The sequence below is a fragment of the Acinetobacter gerneri DSM 14967 = CIP 107464 = MTCC 9824 genome, from assembly GCF_000368565.1.
Taxonomy (GTDB): Bacteria; Pseudomonadota; Gammaproteobacteria; order Pseudomonadales; family Moraxellaceae; genus Acinetobacter; species Acinetobacter gerneri.
Genome location: NZ_KB849549.1, coordinates 358560 through 377693, shown reverse-complemented (window position 1 = coordinate 377693; position 19134 = coordinate 358560). Strand labels below are relative to the sequence as shown.

At 36.7% G+C, this 19134-nt stretch carries 18 protein-coding genes; 5 read left to right on the top strand and 13 right to left on the bottom strand.

The genetic code is table 11. The annotated features are described in order from the left end of the window. Window positions 1–31: 31 nt before the first annotated feature. From F960_RS19720 to F960_RS19705, 4 genes are read right to left on the bottom strand one after another with little or no spacing between them, the layout of a single operon-like run. Entirely contained in the window at window positions 32–910 is an 879-nt protein-coding gene (locus F960_RS19720) for an SIR2 family protein (RefSeq protein ID WP_004870159.1), read from the bottom strand. A 7-nt stretch (window positions 911–917) separates the two neighbouring features. Continuing rightward, window positions 918–1811, bottom strand: coding sequence for a hypothetical protein (locus F960_RS19715; RefSeq protein ID WP_004870157.1), 894 nt, complete (start codon window positions 1809–1811; stop codon window positions 918–920). Next, on the bottom strand, window positions 1801–4008 hold the full coding sequence (locus F960_RS19710; protein ID WP_004870154.1) for a hypothetical protein: 2208 nt from the start codon (window positions 4006–4008) through the stop codon (window positions 1801–1803). The genes F960_RS19715 and F960_RS19710 overlap by 11 nt, the downstream gene beginning before the upstream one ends. A 6-nt stretch (window positions 4009–4014) precedes the next feature. Further along, window positions 4015–4287 carry a hypothetical protein gene (locus tag F960_RS19705; RefSeq protein ID WP_004870152.1) on the bottom strand — a complete coding sequence of 91 codons (273 nt, stop codon included), beginning with the start codon at window positions 4285–4287 and terminating at the stop codon, window positions 4015–4017. Window positions 4288–4643: 356 nt separating this feature from the next. On the opposite strand from F960_RS19705, the gene F960_RS19700 reads away from it, so the two are divergent. Next, window positions 4644–5237, top strand: coding sequence for a recombinase family protein (locus F960_RS19700; protein WP_004870150.1), 594 nt, complete (start codon window positions 4644–4646; stop codon window positions 5235–5237). Between the two features lie 415 nt (window positions 5238–5652). Here F960_RS19700 and glmS read toward each other — a convergent pair whose 3' ends face one another. The 8 genes from glmS to F960_RS19660 all read right to left on the bottom strand — a co-directional run bounded on the left by glmS (window position 5653) and on the right by F960_RS19660 (window position 14005). Continuing rightward, window positions 5653–7491, bottom strand: a complete 1839-nt coding sequence (glmS, locus tag F960_RS19695) for a glutamine--fructose-6-phosphate transaminase (isomerizing) (RefSeq protein ID WP_004870146.1) — start codon at window positions 7489–7491, stop codon at window positions 5653–5655. Window positions 7492–7503: 12 nt separating this feature from the next. Next, window positions 7504–8868: a bifunctional UDP-N-acetylglucosamine diphosphorylase/glucosamine-1-phosphate N-acetyltransferase GlmU gene (glmU, locus tag F960_RS19690; protein ID WP_004870144.1), complete on the bottom strand. Its 1365-nt coding sequence runs from the start codon at window positions 8866–8868 to the stop codon at window positions 7504–7506. A gap of 23 nt (window positions 8869–8891) precedes the next feature. Beyond that, complete coding sequence (locus F960_RS19685; RefSeq protein ID WP_042073328.1) at window positions 8892–9368, bottom strand: phosphatidylglycerophosphatase A family protein; 477 nt, start codon at window positions 9366–9368, stop codon at window positions 8892–8894. A 22-nt stretch (window positions 9369–9390) separates the two neighbouring features. Continuing rightward, window positions 9391–10308 carry a thiamine-phosphate kinase gene (gene thiL, locus F960_RS19680; RefSeq protein ID WP_004870140.1) on the bottom strand — a complete coding sequence of 306 codons (918 nt, stop codon included), beginning with the start codon at window positions 10306–10308 and terminating at the stop codon, window positions 9391–9393. A 9-nt stretch (window positions 10309–10317) separates the two neighbouring features. Then, window positions 10318–10767: a transcription antitermination factor NusB gene (gene nusB, locus F960_RS19675; protein ID WP_004870138.1), complete on the bottom strand. Its 450-nt coding sequence runs from the start codon at window positions 10765–10767 to the stop codon at window positions 10318–10320. Window positions 10768–10770: 3 nt separating this feature from the next. After that, window positions 10771–11241: a 6,7-dimethyl-8-ribityllumazine synthase gene (ribH, locus tag F960_RS19670; protein WP_004870136.1), complete on the bottom strand. Its 471-nt coding sequence runs from the start codon at window positions 11239–11241 to the stop codon at window positions 10771–10773. Between the two features lie 36 nt (window positions 11242–11277). Beyond that, on the bottom strand, window positions 11278–12399 hold the full coding sequence (ribBA, locus tag F960_RS19665; RefSeq protein ID WP_004870135.1) for a bifunctional 3,4-dihydroxy-2-butanone-4-phosphate synthase/GTP cyclohydrolase II: 1122 nt from the start codon (window positions 12397–12399) through the stop codon (window positions 11278–11280). 307 nt (window positions 12400–12706) lie between these two features. Continuing rightward, window positions 12707–14005: a hypothetical protein gene (locus tag F960_RS19660; RefSeq protein ID WP_394373942.1), complete on the bottom strand. Its 1299-nt coding sequence runs from the start codon at window positions 14003–14005 to the stop codon at window positions 12707–12709. A 101-nt stretch (window positions 14006–14106) separates the two neighbouring features. Here F960_RS19660 and serB point away from each other — a divergent pair, with 101 nt between their 5' ends. The 3 genes from serB (at window position 14107) to F960_RS19645 (ending at window position 16713) form a co-directional block, all read left to right on the top strand. Then, window positions 14107–15327 (top strand): phosphoserine phosphatase SerB, encoded by a 1221-nt coding sequence (gene serB, locus F960_RS19655; RefSeq protein WP_004870131.1) that lies wholly within the window; start codon window positions 14107–14109, stop codon window positions 15325–15327. A gap of 426 nt (window positions 15328–15753) precedes the next feature. After that, complete coding sequence (gene aciT / locus F960_RS19650) at window positions 15754–16068, top strand: AciT family ciprofloxacin tolerance protein (protein ID WP_004870129.1); 315 nt, start codon at window positions 15754–15756, stop codon at window positions 16066–16068. Between the two features lie 165 nt (window positions 16069–16233). Next, window positions 16234–16713: a hypothetical protein gene (locus tag F960_RS19645; RefSeq protein ID WP_004870127.1), complete on the top strand. Its 480-nt coding sequence runs from the start codon at window positions 16234–16236 to the stop codon at window positions 16711–16713. A 121-nt stretch (window positions 16714–16834) separates the two neighbouring features. On the opposite strand, the gene dtd is transcribed toward F960_RS19645, so the two are convergent. Then, window positions 16835–17275, bottom strand: a complete 441-nt coding sequence (dtd, locus tag F960_RS19640) for a D-aminoacyl-tRNA deacylase (RefSeq protein ID WP_004870125.1) — start codon at window positions 17273–17275, stop codon at window positions 16835–16837. Between the two features lie 205 nt (window positions 17276–17480). Here dtd and F960_RS19635 point away from each other — a divergent pair, with 205 nt between their 5' ends. Continuing rightward, on the top strand, window positions 17481–19004 hold the full coding sequence (locus F960_RS19635; RefSeq protein ID WP_004870124.1) for a catalase: 1524 nt from the start codon (window positions 17481–17483) through the stop codon (window positions 19002–19004). Window positions 19005–19134: the final 130 nt, after the last annotated feature.

Here is a 19134-nt window from a genome sequence, read left to right as displayed (position 1 = left end):
AAATTTGTATAAGTTATATAGCAGCAAAAAACTATAAATCACTAGCTATCTGGCAACATGATAATAAAAATTTAGGAATCTCTTCACGGGGTATTTTAATTGGGCATATACCATTATTTACAAGATCTAGATGATTGTCTTCATAAGCATTAGGAGTCAATAAAGCATAGCCATGAATATCATCGTTACCTAAAAGATTTTTGTGTTTGATTGCATTTGTTTGTAACAGTTGATCACTTCCAGATAGTCCTATAAGAAGTAGTTTACTTCCAATCCATTGATTAACAAACCAATCATCAAAACCGTGTGTTTGTGCATATCTTGCCGTATACGAACGTGGACTGAATACAATATCTGATAAATTATCTTCATTTCTTGGTAAATAACCATGCAAATGATCTATACGGATATCTGCATTGTAGTTTTCACGTTTAAATGAACTTCCAGAGTTAACTTTTAAACCTAGGAGTGCAAGATATTGTTCGAGAATATCATCAAAGTTGAGAGTAAAAATATGTCTAACACGCCCTCTTGTTGTACCAGTACATAGTGCAGCAATAGCTAAAAGACCTGGGGCACCTTGTAAAAGTAAATCTTCTAAATTAGGAGGCACTTCACTATATAAAGAATCTCTAACTGTTTGACTATAAGTAGGTTCATTATCATATTGATTTAATTTTTTTTCATTTTTAGAGAAATTTTCATCAAAATCTTTACGTTCAATTTGGTTTTCACCTTTTTCTGAGAGTAAAGCATTAAGACATTTGAAGATAAGATCAGGCCAATTGGGTAGACCAAAATCCATTGAAATGCCAGCTCCTAAAATTAATTTTAAAGTACCTTCTTTTAAGCATTCAGCAATAGGTTCTTTTGCTAAATTGAAATCAGTTGCGTAATGTTTGTAGTTCATAATGTAATTACTGCGTCTCTTCTGAATTTTTGTTGAAAAAAGTAATAGGTAAATTTACGGAATTTTTTTCATAATTCTTGGAAACTAAATTTGAAATTGCTTTAGTTAAAAAATAAAATCTATCACTATTCCTTTTAAGCCTAAATCTAAAATTTCCATGGCGATCAGTATAGCTATTTACTTTAGATACTGAATCAATTACTAATTCAAAAGAAATGGCATTGACATCAATTTTAACGATGCCTCTATATTCTTTTTCTTTTAGATCAATAAGAGGTTTAATTATATATTTGTATTCAAAAGAGTTTGATAAATCTTGACCAGTTATTGACAGTTTTTCATTAAAAAGACCAGCCATAATTTGATATTTAATACTTAGATCTGCTTCACTTATTTTAATTTCAATTTTTTCGCTTTCATTTTCAACATCTAACGTTGCATCTAAACCAGCATTTATTATTAATTTTGTTATATCGATAGTACTATAATTAGTTGAAATTGATTTTGCCCGAAGAAAAATATCTAAAAGTTTATAAAAATCTTTGGCAAATTGAATATAAGGAACAGCAAATATTACAATATTATTTACTCTAGAAATCAATAAGTCATAGTAATAAAAGCCTCCGATTAGAGTTGGATGAGGGCTTTTACTGTTAGCTGATCTATAATCTATAGATGATTTAAAAAGATAATGAACAAGAGTGGTTCCATTGACTAATCTATCATTTTTATTAATAAATTTTTCTAAGCTTGTATTTTGAAATAATTCTTTTGCTTCATGAGAGTTAGAGGAGATGATATTGGGCATTTCCTCCAAAATCTTAAAGAGAGTCTCTGCTTCATCATTTTTTAAGTAAATTGCTTCAGCAGTATATATGCATTTTAGAAACTTAGGATCCATTAATTTTCTCCAACTGCCCGGAAATCACTAAAAAATTCCAGGCAGATAGCCAACGTTGGTTTATTAATTCACTGGTATCATTAAGTGACCGATTTAATGAACTTAGGCAAAGCGTAATAGGATTAATAAACTCCCCATTCCCATAAATATCAGTTCTTGTCAGACTATCATTATCTACATCAGAATTTTGTAAATGATTTAAGGTTTTAATTGATGAAAAATAATTGGAAAAAATATCAATGAACCAATATGCACACTCAAATTCATTAATAAAAATTCTTTTTGATTTTGTATGATCAATACTTTTATTTTTATCACTATCAATTTGACTTAAAAACATATCTAAATACGATTCAAAGACTTCAACCAATGGTAATTGGTAATCTGCTTCCTTAATCGCTTTAATTGCTTCATAAATTTTATCTACTGCTATTTGAAAAGCCACCTGAGGATCTTCACTAGTACCTAAAGCAGCTGTTGCGAGGCATCGAATTAAATAGTAGCTAGGATTGCTATAAGGTGCAGCCACTTTACTCCAAGAAATTATGATTGATCTAAAATACAACTCACTATTATTTTGGTAAATAAAATAATAATCATGGAAATGAACTAAAAGTTCAATTGCCTTCATTTGGTGTTTGATATAGAAATTTCTTAAAGTTTTTCCATTTTCAATATTATTGTTACCAAAAATTTTCGAAATATCACGAGAAGCTCCCAATTTCAGTGCTCCAGCTTTACCTGTTTGCTCAGACATTTCACACATTAAACAATAATTATAAATCACATTACGCAATCTCAACTTAGTTGAATCATTATTTGTTTTTTGGCTTCTTATCCACTGAATATATACTTCATAGTGAGATGCGAGTTCTCTTGCTTCCGCCTCAACCCTTTTATTTTCTTCATAACTAGAAAAATCAATAGTCATTAAAGTATTAAAGATATGTCTAACTCGGCTATGCATTACTTCATGCGATAATGTTGAAATAGTCCATTGAGGTTTGACTTCTAAATTCAGCGATTCTGAAGCAGCTGTTACTGTAAATATAGACTCTTTAAATCCATGCCTTAAACTAAAATGTGTAATTAAAGGAAAAGGCTTCTTTATTGGCCTTGGATTGCAGCTATCAAATTTTGTTGATCTATTTGACTGTTGCGCATTAGTGATATTGGGAAATACTAAGGTATCTGGTTTATAAGGTAATATTTCTAAATCAGGAAATAATGTTTGTGAATAAGATTCATTAATAACCATTTTAGGATCAGCAGAACACATAGCTCTTTCGATATGACGAACATAAGCTATAAGGGCTCTAACAGCTCCACCTACTCCTAATAATGAATGGTGAGGAAATGGTGACTTATTTTGTATAATTGGCGATATACCACTCGTTCCTTGAGTGATTGCATATGACAATGATGCACTAATTTCAATAATATGAGATTCGTAGCTATTTTTCTTTTTTATTAAGCTAATTTTCTCACTGATTGATAAAGCTCTTTCATCCTGATCACTAGTACCATCTGTATCTATTAATTGAACTGATTTAAGTAAGTCTTTACATTTTAAAATTTGATCACAAACAAGACCAACATAGTTTTCAATAACATATAAACCATTAATTTCACTAGGAATATATTGACTATAATTCCTGTAAAGCGTTTGTAAACTTGAATTTATTTGCTCAACATAGGAAGCTAAAGTATTCATTTGATTAAGATCAAATTGTACTTGTGGTATTTTTTCTAGGTTAGGTTTCGTAACTTTTATGGTTTCTTGATTCAAGAGAAATTGATTATCATCAAGCTCCCAAAATTCAATAATATTAATATTTTCTATTTCTAAAATTTTCTCAACTATTTCTCTTGGCTCATTAATAATTAAGATAGATGCTAAACCATTACTGAAATAAACATTACTTAAATTAACAATATGATTAGAACGAAGATGTCCTAGAAATGTATATGGATCATTACTATAAATAAATAGGATGGAATTAATATTAGTAATATTTAAAGCTAGTTCAGGAGGTGAATCAACATATGCAGAAAAAATAGGACTGTAATGCGTAGATCCATTTGTATTTAAAGTATTTAAACATTCAAATATTTGAATTTTCTTTTTATTATCTTCATCAAAATTATCTACAGCTAGCCAATAGGTATGATAAGAATCATATTGGTCAACATCCATCCTATTTTAGCCCTCTAAATCATTGTTTGAAAATTCAAAAATTACGTCTTCTTCATTATTAACAATCTTTAGATCAAAAGCAAAAGCCGAAAAAAATACTTCTTCTAAAGTAGAGTGATCCAAATTTGTTGGTAATGATGTACCTAGATGTCTATTTTCTGGTTTATTATCGAAATAGCGTGGAGATACGCCTACACGAACTCCTGGTAATTCTTGAATACCATCAAAGTCTGCGGCATGAACATTTGCCATATCTAACAAAGATTCTATATCTATCATGTGATAACCTTGTATTTGAAACTCTAATCTATTTGATCCATCAAATAATGATTCCAATAAGCTGATCAAAAAGATCGACCTAGTGCAATTTGGGCAATCAAATATACACTTCTATCAAATAATATACAAATTCATCCGTCTAAAAATTTGATATGTAATCTAAATTCCGATAATAAAATTTTATTAAAAATCTTAATGATGGTGTGTTTTGGCTTGTTTAGATTTCTTTTGTAAATCATTTAGACTATACCCTAAAGAGAATCTGATTAAGTGATAATCTAGTTATCATAAAACTATTTATTTGAATTTAATGATAATATTATCACTAATGTTTGAAATTAATAGTTAAATGATAAATGACGACAAGAATTTATGTTCGAGCGAGCACTAAAAATCAGGATGCAGAAAGAGCATTAGCTGATCTAAAAAACTTCGCCTTATCCATTAAAGATGATGTTAATGAGTATGTAGAAAATGAATCGGGCACAATGCTTGATAGACCAGTTCTAAATCAACTCCTTGAGGACTCATCTAATGGTGATACTTTATTAGTTGAGAGTGTAGATCGTCTATCTCGACTTTCACAAAATGACTTTGAAGTGTTGAAAGGGCGTATTAAGGATAAGGGCTTAAAACTAGTAGTTGCTGATCTACCGACTACACATATGCTTGTCAATTCAGCCGATAACATCACTAGCTCAATTCTCAGCCTTGTAAATAATATGCTGATTGATTTGTTAGCGACAATGGCTCGATTAGATAATGACAAGCGTAGAGAGAGAATTAAGCAAGGGTTAGAAAGAAGTGGATATAAGCCTACAGGCAAAAAAGCAGATATAGCCAAACATATACGAATTAAAGAACTTAATAATAAAGGTCTAACAAAAGACGAAATAGCAAAAGCCGTTGGTTGCGGTGTTGCTACAGTTTACAGAGTTATCAAACAATGATTAATGATCCGAATCTAGGACTTTTTTGATAGCTGAAACAAAAAAGGCATCAAAATTTTTTCTGGTTGTTAAGATCTTGAAAGTTAACTTCTAAAACTTTAAAAATAATTTTTATAACTGTTATTTTTTTTCAATTTCACTTCTACAACGTATGTGGTTGTGATCAAGAAAAATGTTCTCATATTTTGTTAAAAATACGAAATTTCAGTCTACCCCTTTATTTTACTTCAGACTTTTGCATTCAATTTAACAAAGTCGATTGTATTGGCTTTAGATTAGTTGATTATATTTTTACTTAAAATATACTTTTTTTGAAAACAAAAAGATCTGTTTTATTAAGAACAGATCTTTTTGTGATTTCACTAGGTATATCTTTACCATTCTCGCATAATAAAGATTCTTAGATCATCAGATTTTATTCAACGGTTACAGATTTTGCCAAGTTACGAGGTTGGTCTACATCTGTACCACGAAGAACAGCAACATGATAAGAAAGCAGTTGTACTGGAACACTATAAATAATTGGCGCTAACCAAGTACTTACAGATGGAACATTTACAACATGTTGACGATCTTTATTTTTGATACCACTGTTTTCATCAGCAAAAACAAAGAGTTCACCACCACGTGCTTGAACTTCTTCCATGTTTGACTTGAGTTTGTCTAACATGTCATCTTTCGGCGCTAAAATAACGACAGGCATGTCATTGTCAACCAATGCTAATGGACCATGTTTGAGTTCACCTGCTGCATAACCTTCAGCGTGGATATATGAAATTTCTTTTAATTTCAAAGCACCTTCCAAGGCGATTGGGAACTCAGTTCCACGACCTAAGAATAAGCAATGCTGTTTTTCCACAAACAATTCAGATAAACGCAAAATTTCTTTATCATTTTGCAATGTATCTAAAATGACTTTTGGTGTATGCCACATTTCAGTGGTAATTTCTTCAATCTTTTCAGGACTAATGGCTTGTTTTACTTGACCAATTTTCAAGATTAACAACATCAAGACAGCAAGCTGAGTTGTAAATGCTTTGGTTGACGCAACGCCAATTTCAGGGCCAGCTAAAGTCAATAAATGATGATTTGTTTCACGAACCATAGAAGAAGTCGCGACATTACAAATGGTCATTGTTGAAATATTTAAGCCTTTTTCAGCAGCGCGTTTTTTAGTATCACGAAGTGCTGCAAGCGTATCTGCTGTTTCGCCAGATTGAGAAATACACACATACAATGTATCAGCAACAATCACAGGTGAGCGATAGCGATATTCACTGGCAATTTCAACTTGGCAAGGTAAACCACTGAGTTGTTCAAACCAATATTTACCAATCATCCCTGCATGGTAGCTTGTACCACAGGCAATGATTTGTACTTGTTTGATATTTTTAAAATCAACTTCAGCATTTTCTAGAAAATCTGTACGAAGAGCATTGCCATTCAACGCTTGTGAAATGGTTTGTTGAATCGCTTCTGGTTGCTCATAGATTTCTTTAAGCATGTAGTGCTTAAATTCACCTTTAGTTGCATTGCTGATGGTTGCGTCCAATTCTTTGATTGGACGTTCAACAGGCTGTCCATTGACAAAAACTTCAATTGTTTCACGAGTTAAACGTGCAATATCACCTTCTTCAAGGTAGATAAAACGGTTTGTTACAGGTAAAAGTGCGAGTTGGTCAGAGCTAATAAAGTTTTCACCAATCCCGACACCAATTACGAGTGGTGAACCTTCACGTACAGCGATTAATTCATCAGGATATTCTGTATCGACGATCCCGAGCGCATATGCACCTTTGAGCTGTGGAACAACTTGTTCAACGGCTTTTAAAAGGTCAGGCGTAGATTTGAGCGCTTCATGAACGAGATGTGCTACAACTTCAGTATCTGTTTGTGAAGTAAAGTTATAGCCTAAAGCTTCAAGATCATCTTTAAGTTCTTGATAATTTTCAATGATCCCGTTATGTACCACAGCAACACGACCTGAAATATGCGGGTGAGCATTATTTTCAGTTGGTTTACCATGCGTTGCCCAGCGTGTATGAGCAATACCTAATGAACCGACAATAGCACTTTCTTCAACTGCCTGTTCGAGATTAGCAACTTTACCAACACGACGTTCACGTAAAATTTGCCCATGATCAACCAATGCTAAACCAGCTGAATCGTAACCACGATACTCAAGGCGTTTTAAGCCTTCAATTAAAATATTGGTAATACTACGTTCAGCAACGCCACCTACAATACCACACATATTTTTACCCTCTTATTTTTTGACCTTTTGGGGACGTTGATAATTTTCTTTAGTGAATTGCTGAGAACGTTCTACAGCAAGTGCATGCTCTGCAACATCACGAGTGATGGTTGAACCTGCACCGGTTGTTGCACCATTTCCAATTTTTACAGGTGCCACAAGTGAATTGTTGGTGCCTATAAATACTTCGTCGCCAATAATTGTTTTATGCTTATTTGCACCATCATAATTACATGTGATCGTGCCTGCACCGATATTTGAGCCTGAACCGATTTCGGCATCGCCAAGATAGGCAAAATGATTAGCTTTAGAACCTAAACCAATGCTTGAATTTTTAACTTCCACAAAGTTGCCGATATGGACATCATCACTGAGTTGTGCGCCCGGACGAAGACGAGCAAATGGTCCAATTTGGACATTGCCACCGACAACTGCGCTATCAAATACGCTATACGGTTGAACTTTGGTATTTGCAGCGATTTGAGTATTTTTAATAATACAGCCTGCGCCAATTTCTACGTTATCACCAAAACTACATTCACCTTCGATAATGACGTTGATATCAATACGCACATCTTTACCAACCGTCAATTGACCACGTAAATCAAAACGTGAAGGATCAATGAGATGTACACCTTGCTGCATCAATGTTTTGGCTTGGTGTTGTTGAAATTCACGTTCTAAAGCTGCAAGTTGTATACGATCATTGACACCTTCAACCTCAAAGGCAAATTCAGGTTGGATGGATGCGATTTCCATACCATCTGCGATTGCCATTGCAACGATGTCAGTTAAATAATATTCGCCTTGCGCATTTTCATTACTGAGTTTTGGTAACCATTCATGCAATTTTGCATTGCTCACACAGTAAATGCCTGTGTTGATCTCTTTGATTTGGCGTTGTTCTTCTGTCGCATCTTTATGTTCAACAATGGCTTGGATTTTGCCATTTTTACGAACAATACGCCCATAACCAGTAGAGTCTTCTAAAGTTAATGTGACCAGCCCGATGCCTGTTTCGGTCGAAGCTTCTACAAGTTTTTGTAATGTACTTTGCTGAACGCAAGGCACGTCACCTGATAAAATCAGAGATACACCTTCTTTAGCCAAAACAGGTAAAGTCACTTTGACTGCATGACCTGTACCTAATTGTTCAGTTTGTTCGACCCATTCAATTTTTTCTTGGTTAAATGCATTACGGACCAAATCACCACCGTGACCATAAATCGTAATAATATTTGCCGCTTGTAATTTTTTTGCTGTTTCAATCACATGTCCAAGTAATGGACGACCTGCTAAAGGTTGCAAAACCTTGGGTAAGTTGGAGCGCATGCGCGTACCCTTACCCGCAGCTAGAATGATCACAGTCGTTGTCATAACGCACCTACAGATTTTTTGGCTTAAGCCGGTACAAAGTATAGATAAAGGATGATACAGATGGCTGCCCAGATTCCAGCAATAATGTCATCAAACATAATGCCAAAACCACCACCCACTTGACGATCTATAACGCGAATTGGCCAAGGCTTCCAAACATCAAATAAACGAAAAAGTCCAAAACCAACCAAGACCCAAATCCAGTTCATTTGCCCTAGATAAATAAGAGGAAGGAAGGTGATGGATTGTCCTGCAAATTCATCCCAAACAATACGTCCATCATCATGCACACCCATGATTTTTGCAGTTTGACCACAAATATAAATTCCGATGAGTGACATAACGATAACGGCTAAGATGGTGCCTGAAAAGCCGATTGCAAGCCAAATGGGTACAAATAATAGAGCAAATGCAGAACCAAAGGTGCCTGGTGCTTTGGGTGCTAGACCTGAACCAAAACCAACGCCACAAAATACGATGAAGCGTTCGAACCAAGTCATTTCTTTGAAATTAATCGCTGGTTTATGCAAAATGCTGATACCCTTGAAATTGAAGAGGATGATCTAAGCCATCTTTTTCAAATACTAGATGCTGTGCTTGTGTAATTTGCCCGATGATTGTAGTTGTTACATTGGGTTGCAGTTGCAAAAGTTTTTCGTAGTTTTGCATGTTTATTGTAAAGCATAACTCATAATCATCTCCACCAGCCAAAGCATATTTCCATTGCTGATTTTCAGGGAGATGACTTAATTCTGGCTTAATTGGTAATTTTTCCAGATCAATTTTTGCACCTACTTGAGATGCTTCTAAGATGTGCCCTAAATCTTGAGCCAAACCATCCGACACATCGATCATGCTCGAAGCTAGACCTTTGAGCAACAGACCAAGTTCGCAGCGCGGTGTCGGATAGTCAAGTCTTTGTTGTAATGGATGACCTAAATGTTCAAGGGCAAAAGCAGCATCACCAACAGAGCCGCTGACAACGACAAGATCGCCAACCTTCGCTCCAGAGCGTGTTACGGCTTTGCCTTGCTCAATAAAACCTAAAGCTGTCACACTAATAGTGAGATGCGGGCTTTGTGTGGTATCACCGCCGATTAGGTTTACGCCGTATTTCTCACAACATTCATAAAGACCTGAGCTAAATTCTGCGAGCCATTCTTCATCAATGTTTGGGAGACTTAAAGCAAGTAAAATACTATGTGGTTTGGCAGCCATTGCAGCAATATCTGAGAGATTGACAGCAACAGATTTCCAGCCAACAGCATGGGGTGGGGTATCCAGAGGAAAATGTCGCCCAGCAATGAGGGTGTCTACACAGATCACCAATTGCTGATTTGGCGGAGGAGTGAGCAGGGCTGAGTCATCACCGACCCCGAGATCGACCGCAGCATTTTGCTTGCGATTGAAGTAACGTTCAATGATAGAAAACTCAGCCATAACAATAAATTACTTGCTTTGCTCTTTTTCTGCTGCACGTAGGCTGTTTGCAAGACGGTCTAATACACCATTGATGTATTTGTGGCTGTCTGCACCGCCAAAGTGTTTAGCAAGTTCGATTGCTTCATCTAAAACCACACGATATGGGATCTCAAGATGATCTTGCAATTCGTATGCGCCTAAACGAAGAGTCGCAAGTTCAACACCATCCAATGCTTCAATCTCACGATCAAGCACAGGAATAAGTAAAGCATCCAATGCTTCATGATTGGCAATTACTTGCGTTAGCAATTCATGATAATAGCCTAAGTCCACTTTATGCATTGCATTTTCTGCACGAGTACGCGCTTCGATTTCATGCACAGGGTTGTGGCTCATTTGCCATTCATAAATGCCTTGTACTGCAAAACGACGTGCTTTACGTTTTGCCGCATAAGCTGCTTGGAGTGTCTGAGACATGCTTTAGATAGCCTTTAACAAATTAACCATTTCAATCGCAGTAAGAGCAGCTTCGCCACCTTTATTACCTGCTTTTGTACCAGAGCGTTCAATCGCTTGTTCAATACTATCCGTAGTTAATACACCATTGATTACAGGTAAGCCAGTATCTAAACCAACTACACCTAAACCTTTGGCACATTCACCTGCAACGAAGTCGAAATGTGGTGTACTACCACGAATCACTGCGCCAAGTGTGATGACTGCATCAAATTTACCTGAAGCTGCAAGTTTTTTTGCAACAACTGGAAGTTCCCACGCACCTGGTGCGTGTACGACAGTGATATTATCGTCGGATACGCCATGACGATGCAACGTATCAATTGCACCTTCTAATAAATGTTCAACAACAAAGCTGTTAAAACGACCAACTAAAATCGCGTAACGGTCTTCGCTCGCGAGATGTAATAAACCTTCAATTCGGCGAATCGCCATAGCAACCTCGATTTTCTAAAAAAGTTTTAACAAAAGTTATTTAACTGGAGTTTGATCAGCAGTGACATATTCCACTACTTCTAAATTAAATCCAGATAATGCATTGAAACGTAATGGTGAGCTGAGTAAACGCATTTTCTCTACACCTAAATCACGTAAAATTTGTGCACCAACCCCAATAGTTTGATATTGGTGAGAAAGTGCCGCATTTGATTTTGTTGGCTTTGGAGCAGTCAATGCTTCAAGCGCTGGACCTAAGTCCTGTAATTGTTTTTGACCAATCCAAACCAAGACACCACGATCACTTGCCGCAATTTCTTTTAAGGCTTTGTCGAGATTCCAAGCTGCTTCACCGTCTTGTTTATTGATTTTCAATAAGTCACGAGCAGGGTTGAAGCCATGTACACGTACTGTGGTCACGCCGTCTTTCGGTTCGCCTTTAACCAAAGCCAAATGGATATCTGGATTACCAATTTCGCGATAACGATGCAATTCGAAAGTACCATATTCGGTTTCGATATTTTGTTGATCTAAGCGATCAACTGTTTGTTCATTGGTCATACGATAATGAATCAAATCAGCAATTGTTCCGATTTTGATGCCATGCTTTTCAGCAAAAACTTCGAGATCAGGACGACGAGCCATCGTACCGTCTTCGTTAATGATTTCACAAATCACAGATGCGGGTTCAAGACCTGCTAAACGAGAAAGATCACAACCTGCTTCGGTATGACCTGCACGGTGTAGTACACCACCTGGTTGTGCCATCAATGGGAAAATATGACCAGGTTGTACGATATCAGCAGGTTTTGCATGTGCTGCAACAGCTGTTCGGATCGTATGCGCACGTTCAGCCGCAGAAATACCTGTAGTAATACCTTCAGCTGCCTCAATCGACAAAGTGAAGTTTGTACCATGCTGAGCGCCATTTTGATCAACCATCAAAGGTAGATCCAATTGTTTACAGCGATCACGGCTTAAAGTGAGGCAAACAAGACCACGTGCATGAGTAATCATAAAGTTGATGTCTTCAGGGCGTACGTGTGTCGCAGCGATCACTAAATCACCTTCATTTTCACGATCTTCGTCATCCATTAAGATGACCATTTTCCCTGCGCGAATATCTGCTACAAGTTCTTCAACAGTATTGAGCGACATCTAGCTTCACCTTCTTATCGAGTCGAAACGACATTTTCATTTTTCATTGTGGCATAGTCTACCGTGTTTTCACGAATTTTGCTTATGCTTATCACATTCCATTTTCGGACATAGTTATACACAAGCTTATAAGCGGATGAAAAGAGAGAATTATTTTAAAAGTAATGTTTTTTGTTTAATGTTTAGTCAGTCAATTCCATTTTATTGTGCAGTATTTATAAAATATTATGCAGTAGATAAATAAAAAACCAGTTTTATGCACAATAAAACTGGTTTGATTTTGAAAATTTCTATTTGAAAAAGCGGGTTAAGATGCTCGTTCAGAAGCAGATGGATTTTCCACTTGAGCTTTTTTACCTTTTAAAATCTCGGTGCGGATATTTTGCGCAGTTTCAGCAGAATCGTTGTCCATACCATTGATCATAAATGCATGACGAGTCAATACATTGGTTGGGTTTGGCATAGCGACCAGCTGGAAGTTTTCCGAAATTTGTTTTAAATGCTCATTGTCCAAATGCAATGCCATTTCTTTTGCAATCAAATGCTGTGCCAAACGTTCTGCAGCCTGAACAGAGTTAAGTTGCATTGCTTCTACAGCTGTTGAAACAGCACAACGTGTTTGCAATACAAAACGTTTGTCTTCGCGGTAACGCTTGTAAAGTACTTCTGACAACAATTGAAAAACTGTTCCAACCATCAAAATGCATTCGGTAGCCTGAGGCAAACGAGAGGCAATTTGAATTACCGCACCTTGATATTCAAAATTTTGTGAAACATTGATGTCTTTACTTTGCAGATTAAAATGCGCTGCGCAAAGCTCGATACTTTTGTTTAGAAAAATCTGACACAAATTGAAATAGGGTGCTGATACAGATTGATTGACCGTATTGAGCAATTGCTTTGGATCATAAAACTGAATACTGAGCGCCAAAGTTTCTTCGTCTTTCAACAATTCTGTAGGAATTTTAGGGAAGACTTTTTCTTTAGGTGCTTGTGGTTTTGGCGCCATAGCAATTGCTGTTGCATGTTTTTCATCTTCAAGTGCTTTGGTTAATGCCTGAATTTCATGTTTTAAACGTGCTTCTTTATTGATACGTGCCAAATATTCACTACGACTTGGGCGAGCTATCGCACGATAGGCTAACCAAAGTAAAACGTGAATAATGAGTGAAACAAAAATAGCCAACCATTGATTACGCAAGATTTCACCAATACTTGGTTTAATCAATGTAATTTCAACACTGCCGACTTTCTTTTCATTTTGCACAGCTTCACGAGAGAAAACATCGCCTTCACGTGTTTTTGACATGCCGCCTGTGGCTAATACTTGTTTATTGGCATCTAAAATACGGATCGATGCCACGCTTGGATTGGTTGCGTAACGATTTGCAAGCAATGCCAGCGAAACCGTATTGGCAGGGTCAAGTTCAGCGATACTATCTGTGACCAATTGGCTGGTCATGAGCTGACCTTGGTTGGCACGATTTTCATTGAGCTGATGTGTAGTTGCAATGACCAATAATATGGTGTGCAGTGCAAAACTTATGGTCAGTAGGCTAGCAAATAGCCCTTGTCTAGGCGCATTCAACTTAAACTTCCAAGCAATTATTCGTGGCTTCTAACATTTCATCAATGAATTGTTAACAGCAACATATCAATTTCGATTATGATTCTTACAATAGTTGTAGCTCAGACCCGAGTCAATTCATGCGAGAAATCATTCTTATATCATTTTTAGGACCTGATCGACCTAATCAGTTTACCCGATTAATGCAGGTGCTGTCCGTACATTCTTTGCAAATTCTAGATGTTGGGCAAGCAGTAATTCATAACCAATTGACTTTGGGCATTGTAGTTGCGTCAGACGACCAAACCGCAACGGCTCTAGCGATGAAAGATATCTTGATTTTAGCACATGATATTGGTTTAACTGTTCGCTTTAAACCGCTTTCTAGTCAAGAATATGATCAATGGGTTAGTGAAGGTGGCAGAACACGTTATATCGTAACGGCTTTAGCCCCAGAATTGACCGCAGCGCATTTACAAGCTGTTACCAATATTGTCTCAAGTCATGGTTTTAACATCGAAACAGTGACTCGTCTTTCAGGACGTCCAGAGCGTGATGGTCAATCTTCAGGACCAAAACGTTCATGTGTACAGTTTGGTTTAAGCGCGCAAATGTTAGATGCTGGCGCAATGCGTGAGGCATGTTTACGCCTTTCTGCCGAATCTAGTATTGATGTGGCGGTTCAAGAGGACAATGCTTATCGTCGCAATCGTCGTTTAGTTTGCTTCGATATGGATTCAACGCTGATTGAACAAGAAGTGATTGATGAATTGGCTATTGAAGCTGGTGTTGGCGATCAAGTCGCAGAAATTACTGAACGTGCAATGCAAGGTGAACTTGATTTCCAACAAAGCTTCCGTGCGCGTGTGGCTTTGTTGAAAGGTTTAGATGCCTCTGTTCTGCCAAAAATTGCTGAACGATTGACTGTGACAGAAGGTGCTGAACGCCTGATTTCAACCTTAAAATCTTTGGGTTATAAAACTGCGATTTTATCAGGTGGCTTCCAGTATTTTGCTGAATATCTACAAGCCAAGTTAGGCATTGATGAAGTTCATGCCAATATTTTGGATGTGCAAGACGGCATCGTGACAGGTGAAGTTCAAGGCGCAATTGTCGATGGTGCACGTAAAGCAGAATTGCTTCGTGGCTTGGCAGAAAAAATGGGTATTTCCTTAGAACAAGCCATCGCAGTAGGGGATGGTGCAAACGATCTACCAATGCTTTCGATTGCAGGTTTAGGTGTGGCATTTAGAGCAAAACCACTGGTTCGTCAGAATGCAAATCAAGCCATTTCAAGTGTAGGTTTGGATGGCGTTTTGTACTTATTAGGTGTGCACGATAAAGATCTTAATCGCGCCTAATTCTTGCAAAATTATGACAAAAAGCACGATTTTTAATCGTGCTTTTTTGTATGTAAATTAGTCATATGTAAGAAAAATTCTATATAAAATGACAATGGAAAAATGCAATTTTAAAAAAGCAAAAAATATTTTTTTATGTATATTTTTTATGGGTATTTTTTTGTAATGACAAGCCAAGATTGATTCTGATTGGACTTTGAGAAAAAGTACCACAAATAAAAATGTAATGACAAATGAATGTTGCGACAAGGTATGTCGTTTAGTAAATAAACAAGGCTTTTTTTCTGTTCAAAACTCTCCATAATGCTTTTCAGAAGCTTTTATAAAATTGAAAAGTAGTTAAAGCTAGGAAACATTACTTTGTTGAGAAACAACATTGGAAAGGTTGAGTCAATTGAAAGATATTATCTCTGACGGAGGTTAAACATGGTAACAGCGACTTTAGCGAGTTTGGTCGGATTTAGCCTTATTTTGGCTGCACTGACTGCTGTTTTCTTTTCCCCTTACCGTCGTTGGTTAGGCTTTATGCTAGCAGGTATGGTCTTCTGGGGCTTATTAGAGACAGTAAGATTCAGCGTACAAAGATTATTTGAACTACCAATGACGTATAGTTATTTATCAGCGGTCATGGTTGCAATGGTGAGCATGACATTTATTTTATTGAAACTGGACAGTCTTGCTCAAAAAACTTTGGCAAATCGCCAATACATCGAACATACGCCCGTCTATGAAGATGATTAGATTGCTCAATATAGAATAAATAAAAAAAGGTGTACTTCGGTACACCTTTTTTAGCTCGAATGTTTCACTTAGATAATTTTGTTATACAAAGTCTTGATTGGAAAATAACAAGTTATGCTAGGATGAGCGGATATGATTTAAAATAAAACAACAGGCTTAATTGTCATGAAATTATCTTCAATACCCGTCGTTAAACTACCAATTGTCGATGCTAGTACAGATCCGCTTGATTTATTGGTTTTAGGACTTGCTTATCGTATGAAGCAACTCGCAAGAACCAGTCCAAAATTTATTGAATTGACCCATGATCGTGCTTTTCGCATTCAAATCGGGACCGATCTTGGTGTTGCGCGTCAAATCATTGTAGATAATGGTCAAATTGATACCGTTTCTGGCGCACCAGAAAAAGCGGATTTCATTTTACAGTTTGCTGATAGTGAGCACGGTGTAAAAACATTGATGAAAGGTGACCCAACTGCATTTATGACAGGTATGCAAAACGGTTCTATCAAAATGGAAGGTGATTTTGGTTTGCTGGTTTGGTTTAACCAAGTTGCTAAATTGATTCCACCAAAAGTGCCAAAACCAGTAAAAGAAAAAATCAAATTTGCACGCCAATTTTTAAAAGAGAAATTGGGTCGCTAAGTTATCGCATGATGTACAAAAATAAAGCCAGTCAGATCGACTGGCTTTATGCTTTTAAATTGATACTATGCAATTTGGCTTAACAAAATATTTTTGGCATTTGATTTCTTTTCTACAAAAATTATTCTACTTCTAAATTAAATGTCACTGGTCCATCATTGACCAAATGCACTTTCATATCGGCTGCAAATATACCGGTTTCAACGTGAGTAAACTGAGTTTTCGCATATGCAACCAAGTCTTCATACAATGCTTTCGCTTGATCGGGTGGCATGGCAGGTCCAAAGTCTGGGCGCAACCCTTTTTGAGTTTGTGCCATCAAAGTAAATTGAGAAACCAACAAAATCCCACCATTGGCTTGGCTGACATTCCAGCCCATCTTGCCTTGTTCATCATCGAAAAAGCGATATTTTAAAATCTTATCAATCAGTTTTTTACCTTTTTCGAGATTATCTTCTTTGCCTAAGCCCAAAAATACTAAAATTCCTTTATCTATTTCACCTGTTGTTTCGCCGTCAACGACAACTTTGGCTTGTAAAACTCGTTGTAATAATGCGCGCATTTTTAAACTAAATAAAATGATTGAGACGAATCTAGTGTAGCAAATCAGACTTTATGAAAGTATTTGTATTTTAAACGGATAAAATAAAGCTAAATTTTCAATCTAATAATTCGATTGAATTTATAAAAAATAATGGTTTTACCTATATTAATTCGCTTAGTAGTATCAAACCCGCAGGAAAGGGTATGAATTTAAGAGATTAATTATGTTTAAGCGTTCTTTACTAGTTGCAATGCTGACAGCTACAACAGCAGCAAGCTATGCAGCTCCTTTAACTAAAGATAATGGGGCGCCAGTAGGCGATAATCAAAACTCGATCACAGCGGGTGAATATGGATCAACACTTTTACAAGATGTGCAATTGGTTCAAAAATTACAACGTTTTGGTCGTGAGCGTATTCCTGAACGTGTAGTACATGCCCGTGGTACAGGTGCCTATGGTGAATTTGTTGCAACGAAAGATTTGTCTGATTTAACCATTGCTTCATTGTTTAAAGCGGGTACAAAGACGCCAGTATTCCTGCGTTTCTCAACAGTTATTCATCCTAAAGGTTCACCTGAAACTTTACGTGATCCGCATGGTTTTGGTTTGAAATTTTATACTCAAGAGGGTAACTGGGACTTAGTCGGCAATAATTTACCAGTGTTCTTTATTCGTGATGCGATCAAATTCCCTGACTTTATCCACGCGATGAAACCGTCTCCTGTAAACAATGTGCAAGATCCAAACCGTATTTTTGACTTTTTACAAAGTCAGCCATGGTCGATTAACATGTTGACTTATGTGTATTCTAATTTGGGAACACCTGTCAGTTACCGTAATCTCGATGGTTTTAGTGTTCATGCTTTCAAACTTTACAATGCCCAAGGTGAGTATAAGTATGTGAAATTTAATTTCCGTACTCAACAAGGCTTAAAGGGCATGAATCTTGAAGAAACCAGCAAGATGCAAGCCAAAGATTTCAATCATTTAACCAATGATTTATATAACAATATCAATGCGGGTCATTTCCCAAAATGGGATCTTTATATCCAAGTCTTAGATCCAAAAGATTTAGATCGCTTTGATTTCAATCCATTAGATGCAACCAAAATTTGGCCTACCCATCTGATTCCAGAAACTAAAGTCGGGACATTGACGCTGAATCGTATGCCGAAGAATTTCTTCAATGAAACTGAGCAAGCAGCTTTTGCACCAGGCAATTTAGTTCCAGGTATTGAGCCATCTGAAGATCGTTTATTACAAGGTCGAATTTTCTCTTATTCAGATACTCAAATGTATCGCTTAGGTGCGAATCATCAACAAATTCCAGTCAACCGTCCATTGGTTAAAGTGAATAACAATAACCAAGAAGGTGCAATGAATATTGATGAACGCGATTCAAATGTAAATTATGAACCGAGCATCAAAGAGCCAAAGCCTGCGACTGAAAAAGCACGTGCAGTTCAAACGCCGCTGATGGGCACTGTGATGCAAAACGCGATCAAAAAACAGCAAAACTTTAAGCAGGCTGGTGATTTGTACCGCTCATATTCTGCTGTAGAAAAAACTGATTTGATCCGTAATTTGGCAGCCGATCTAGGTCAAGTCAAAGATGCTGAAACTAAACACATCATGTTGTCCTATTTCTACAAAGCAGATGCTGATTATGGAACACGTTTAACAGCAGCGACCAAAGGCAATCTTGCTACGGTTAAAGCAAAAGCTGCAAAACTTTCAGACGAATAAAATTGGTTTGATTGAATTGGTGATGGGGGCGTACGGAGTCACCTAAGAGAAGTCCTGTAAAGCTCTAACCTTTCCTGCACCCTAGGGGAGTTTTACAGGCATTTTATTTAAATTCCAAATTGAGATATAG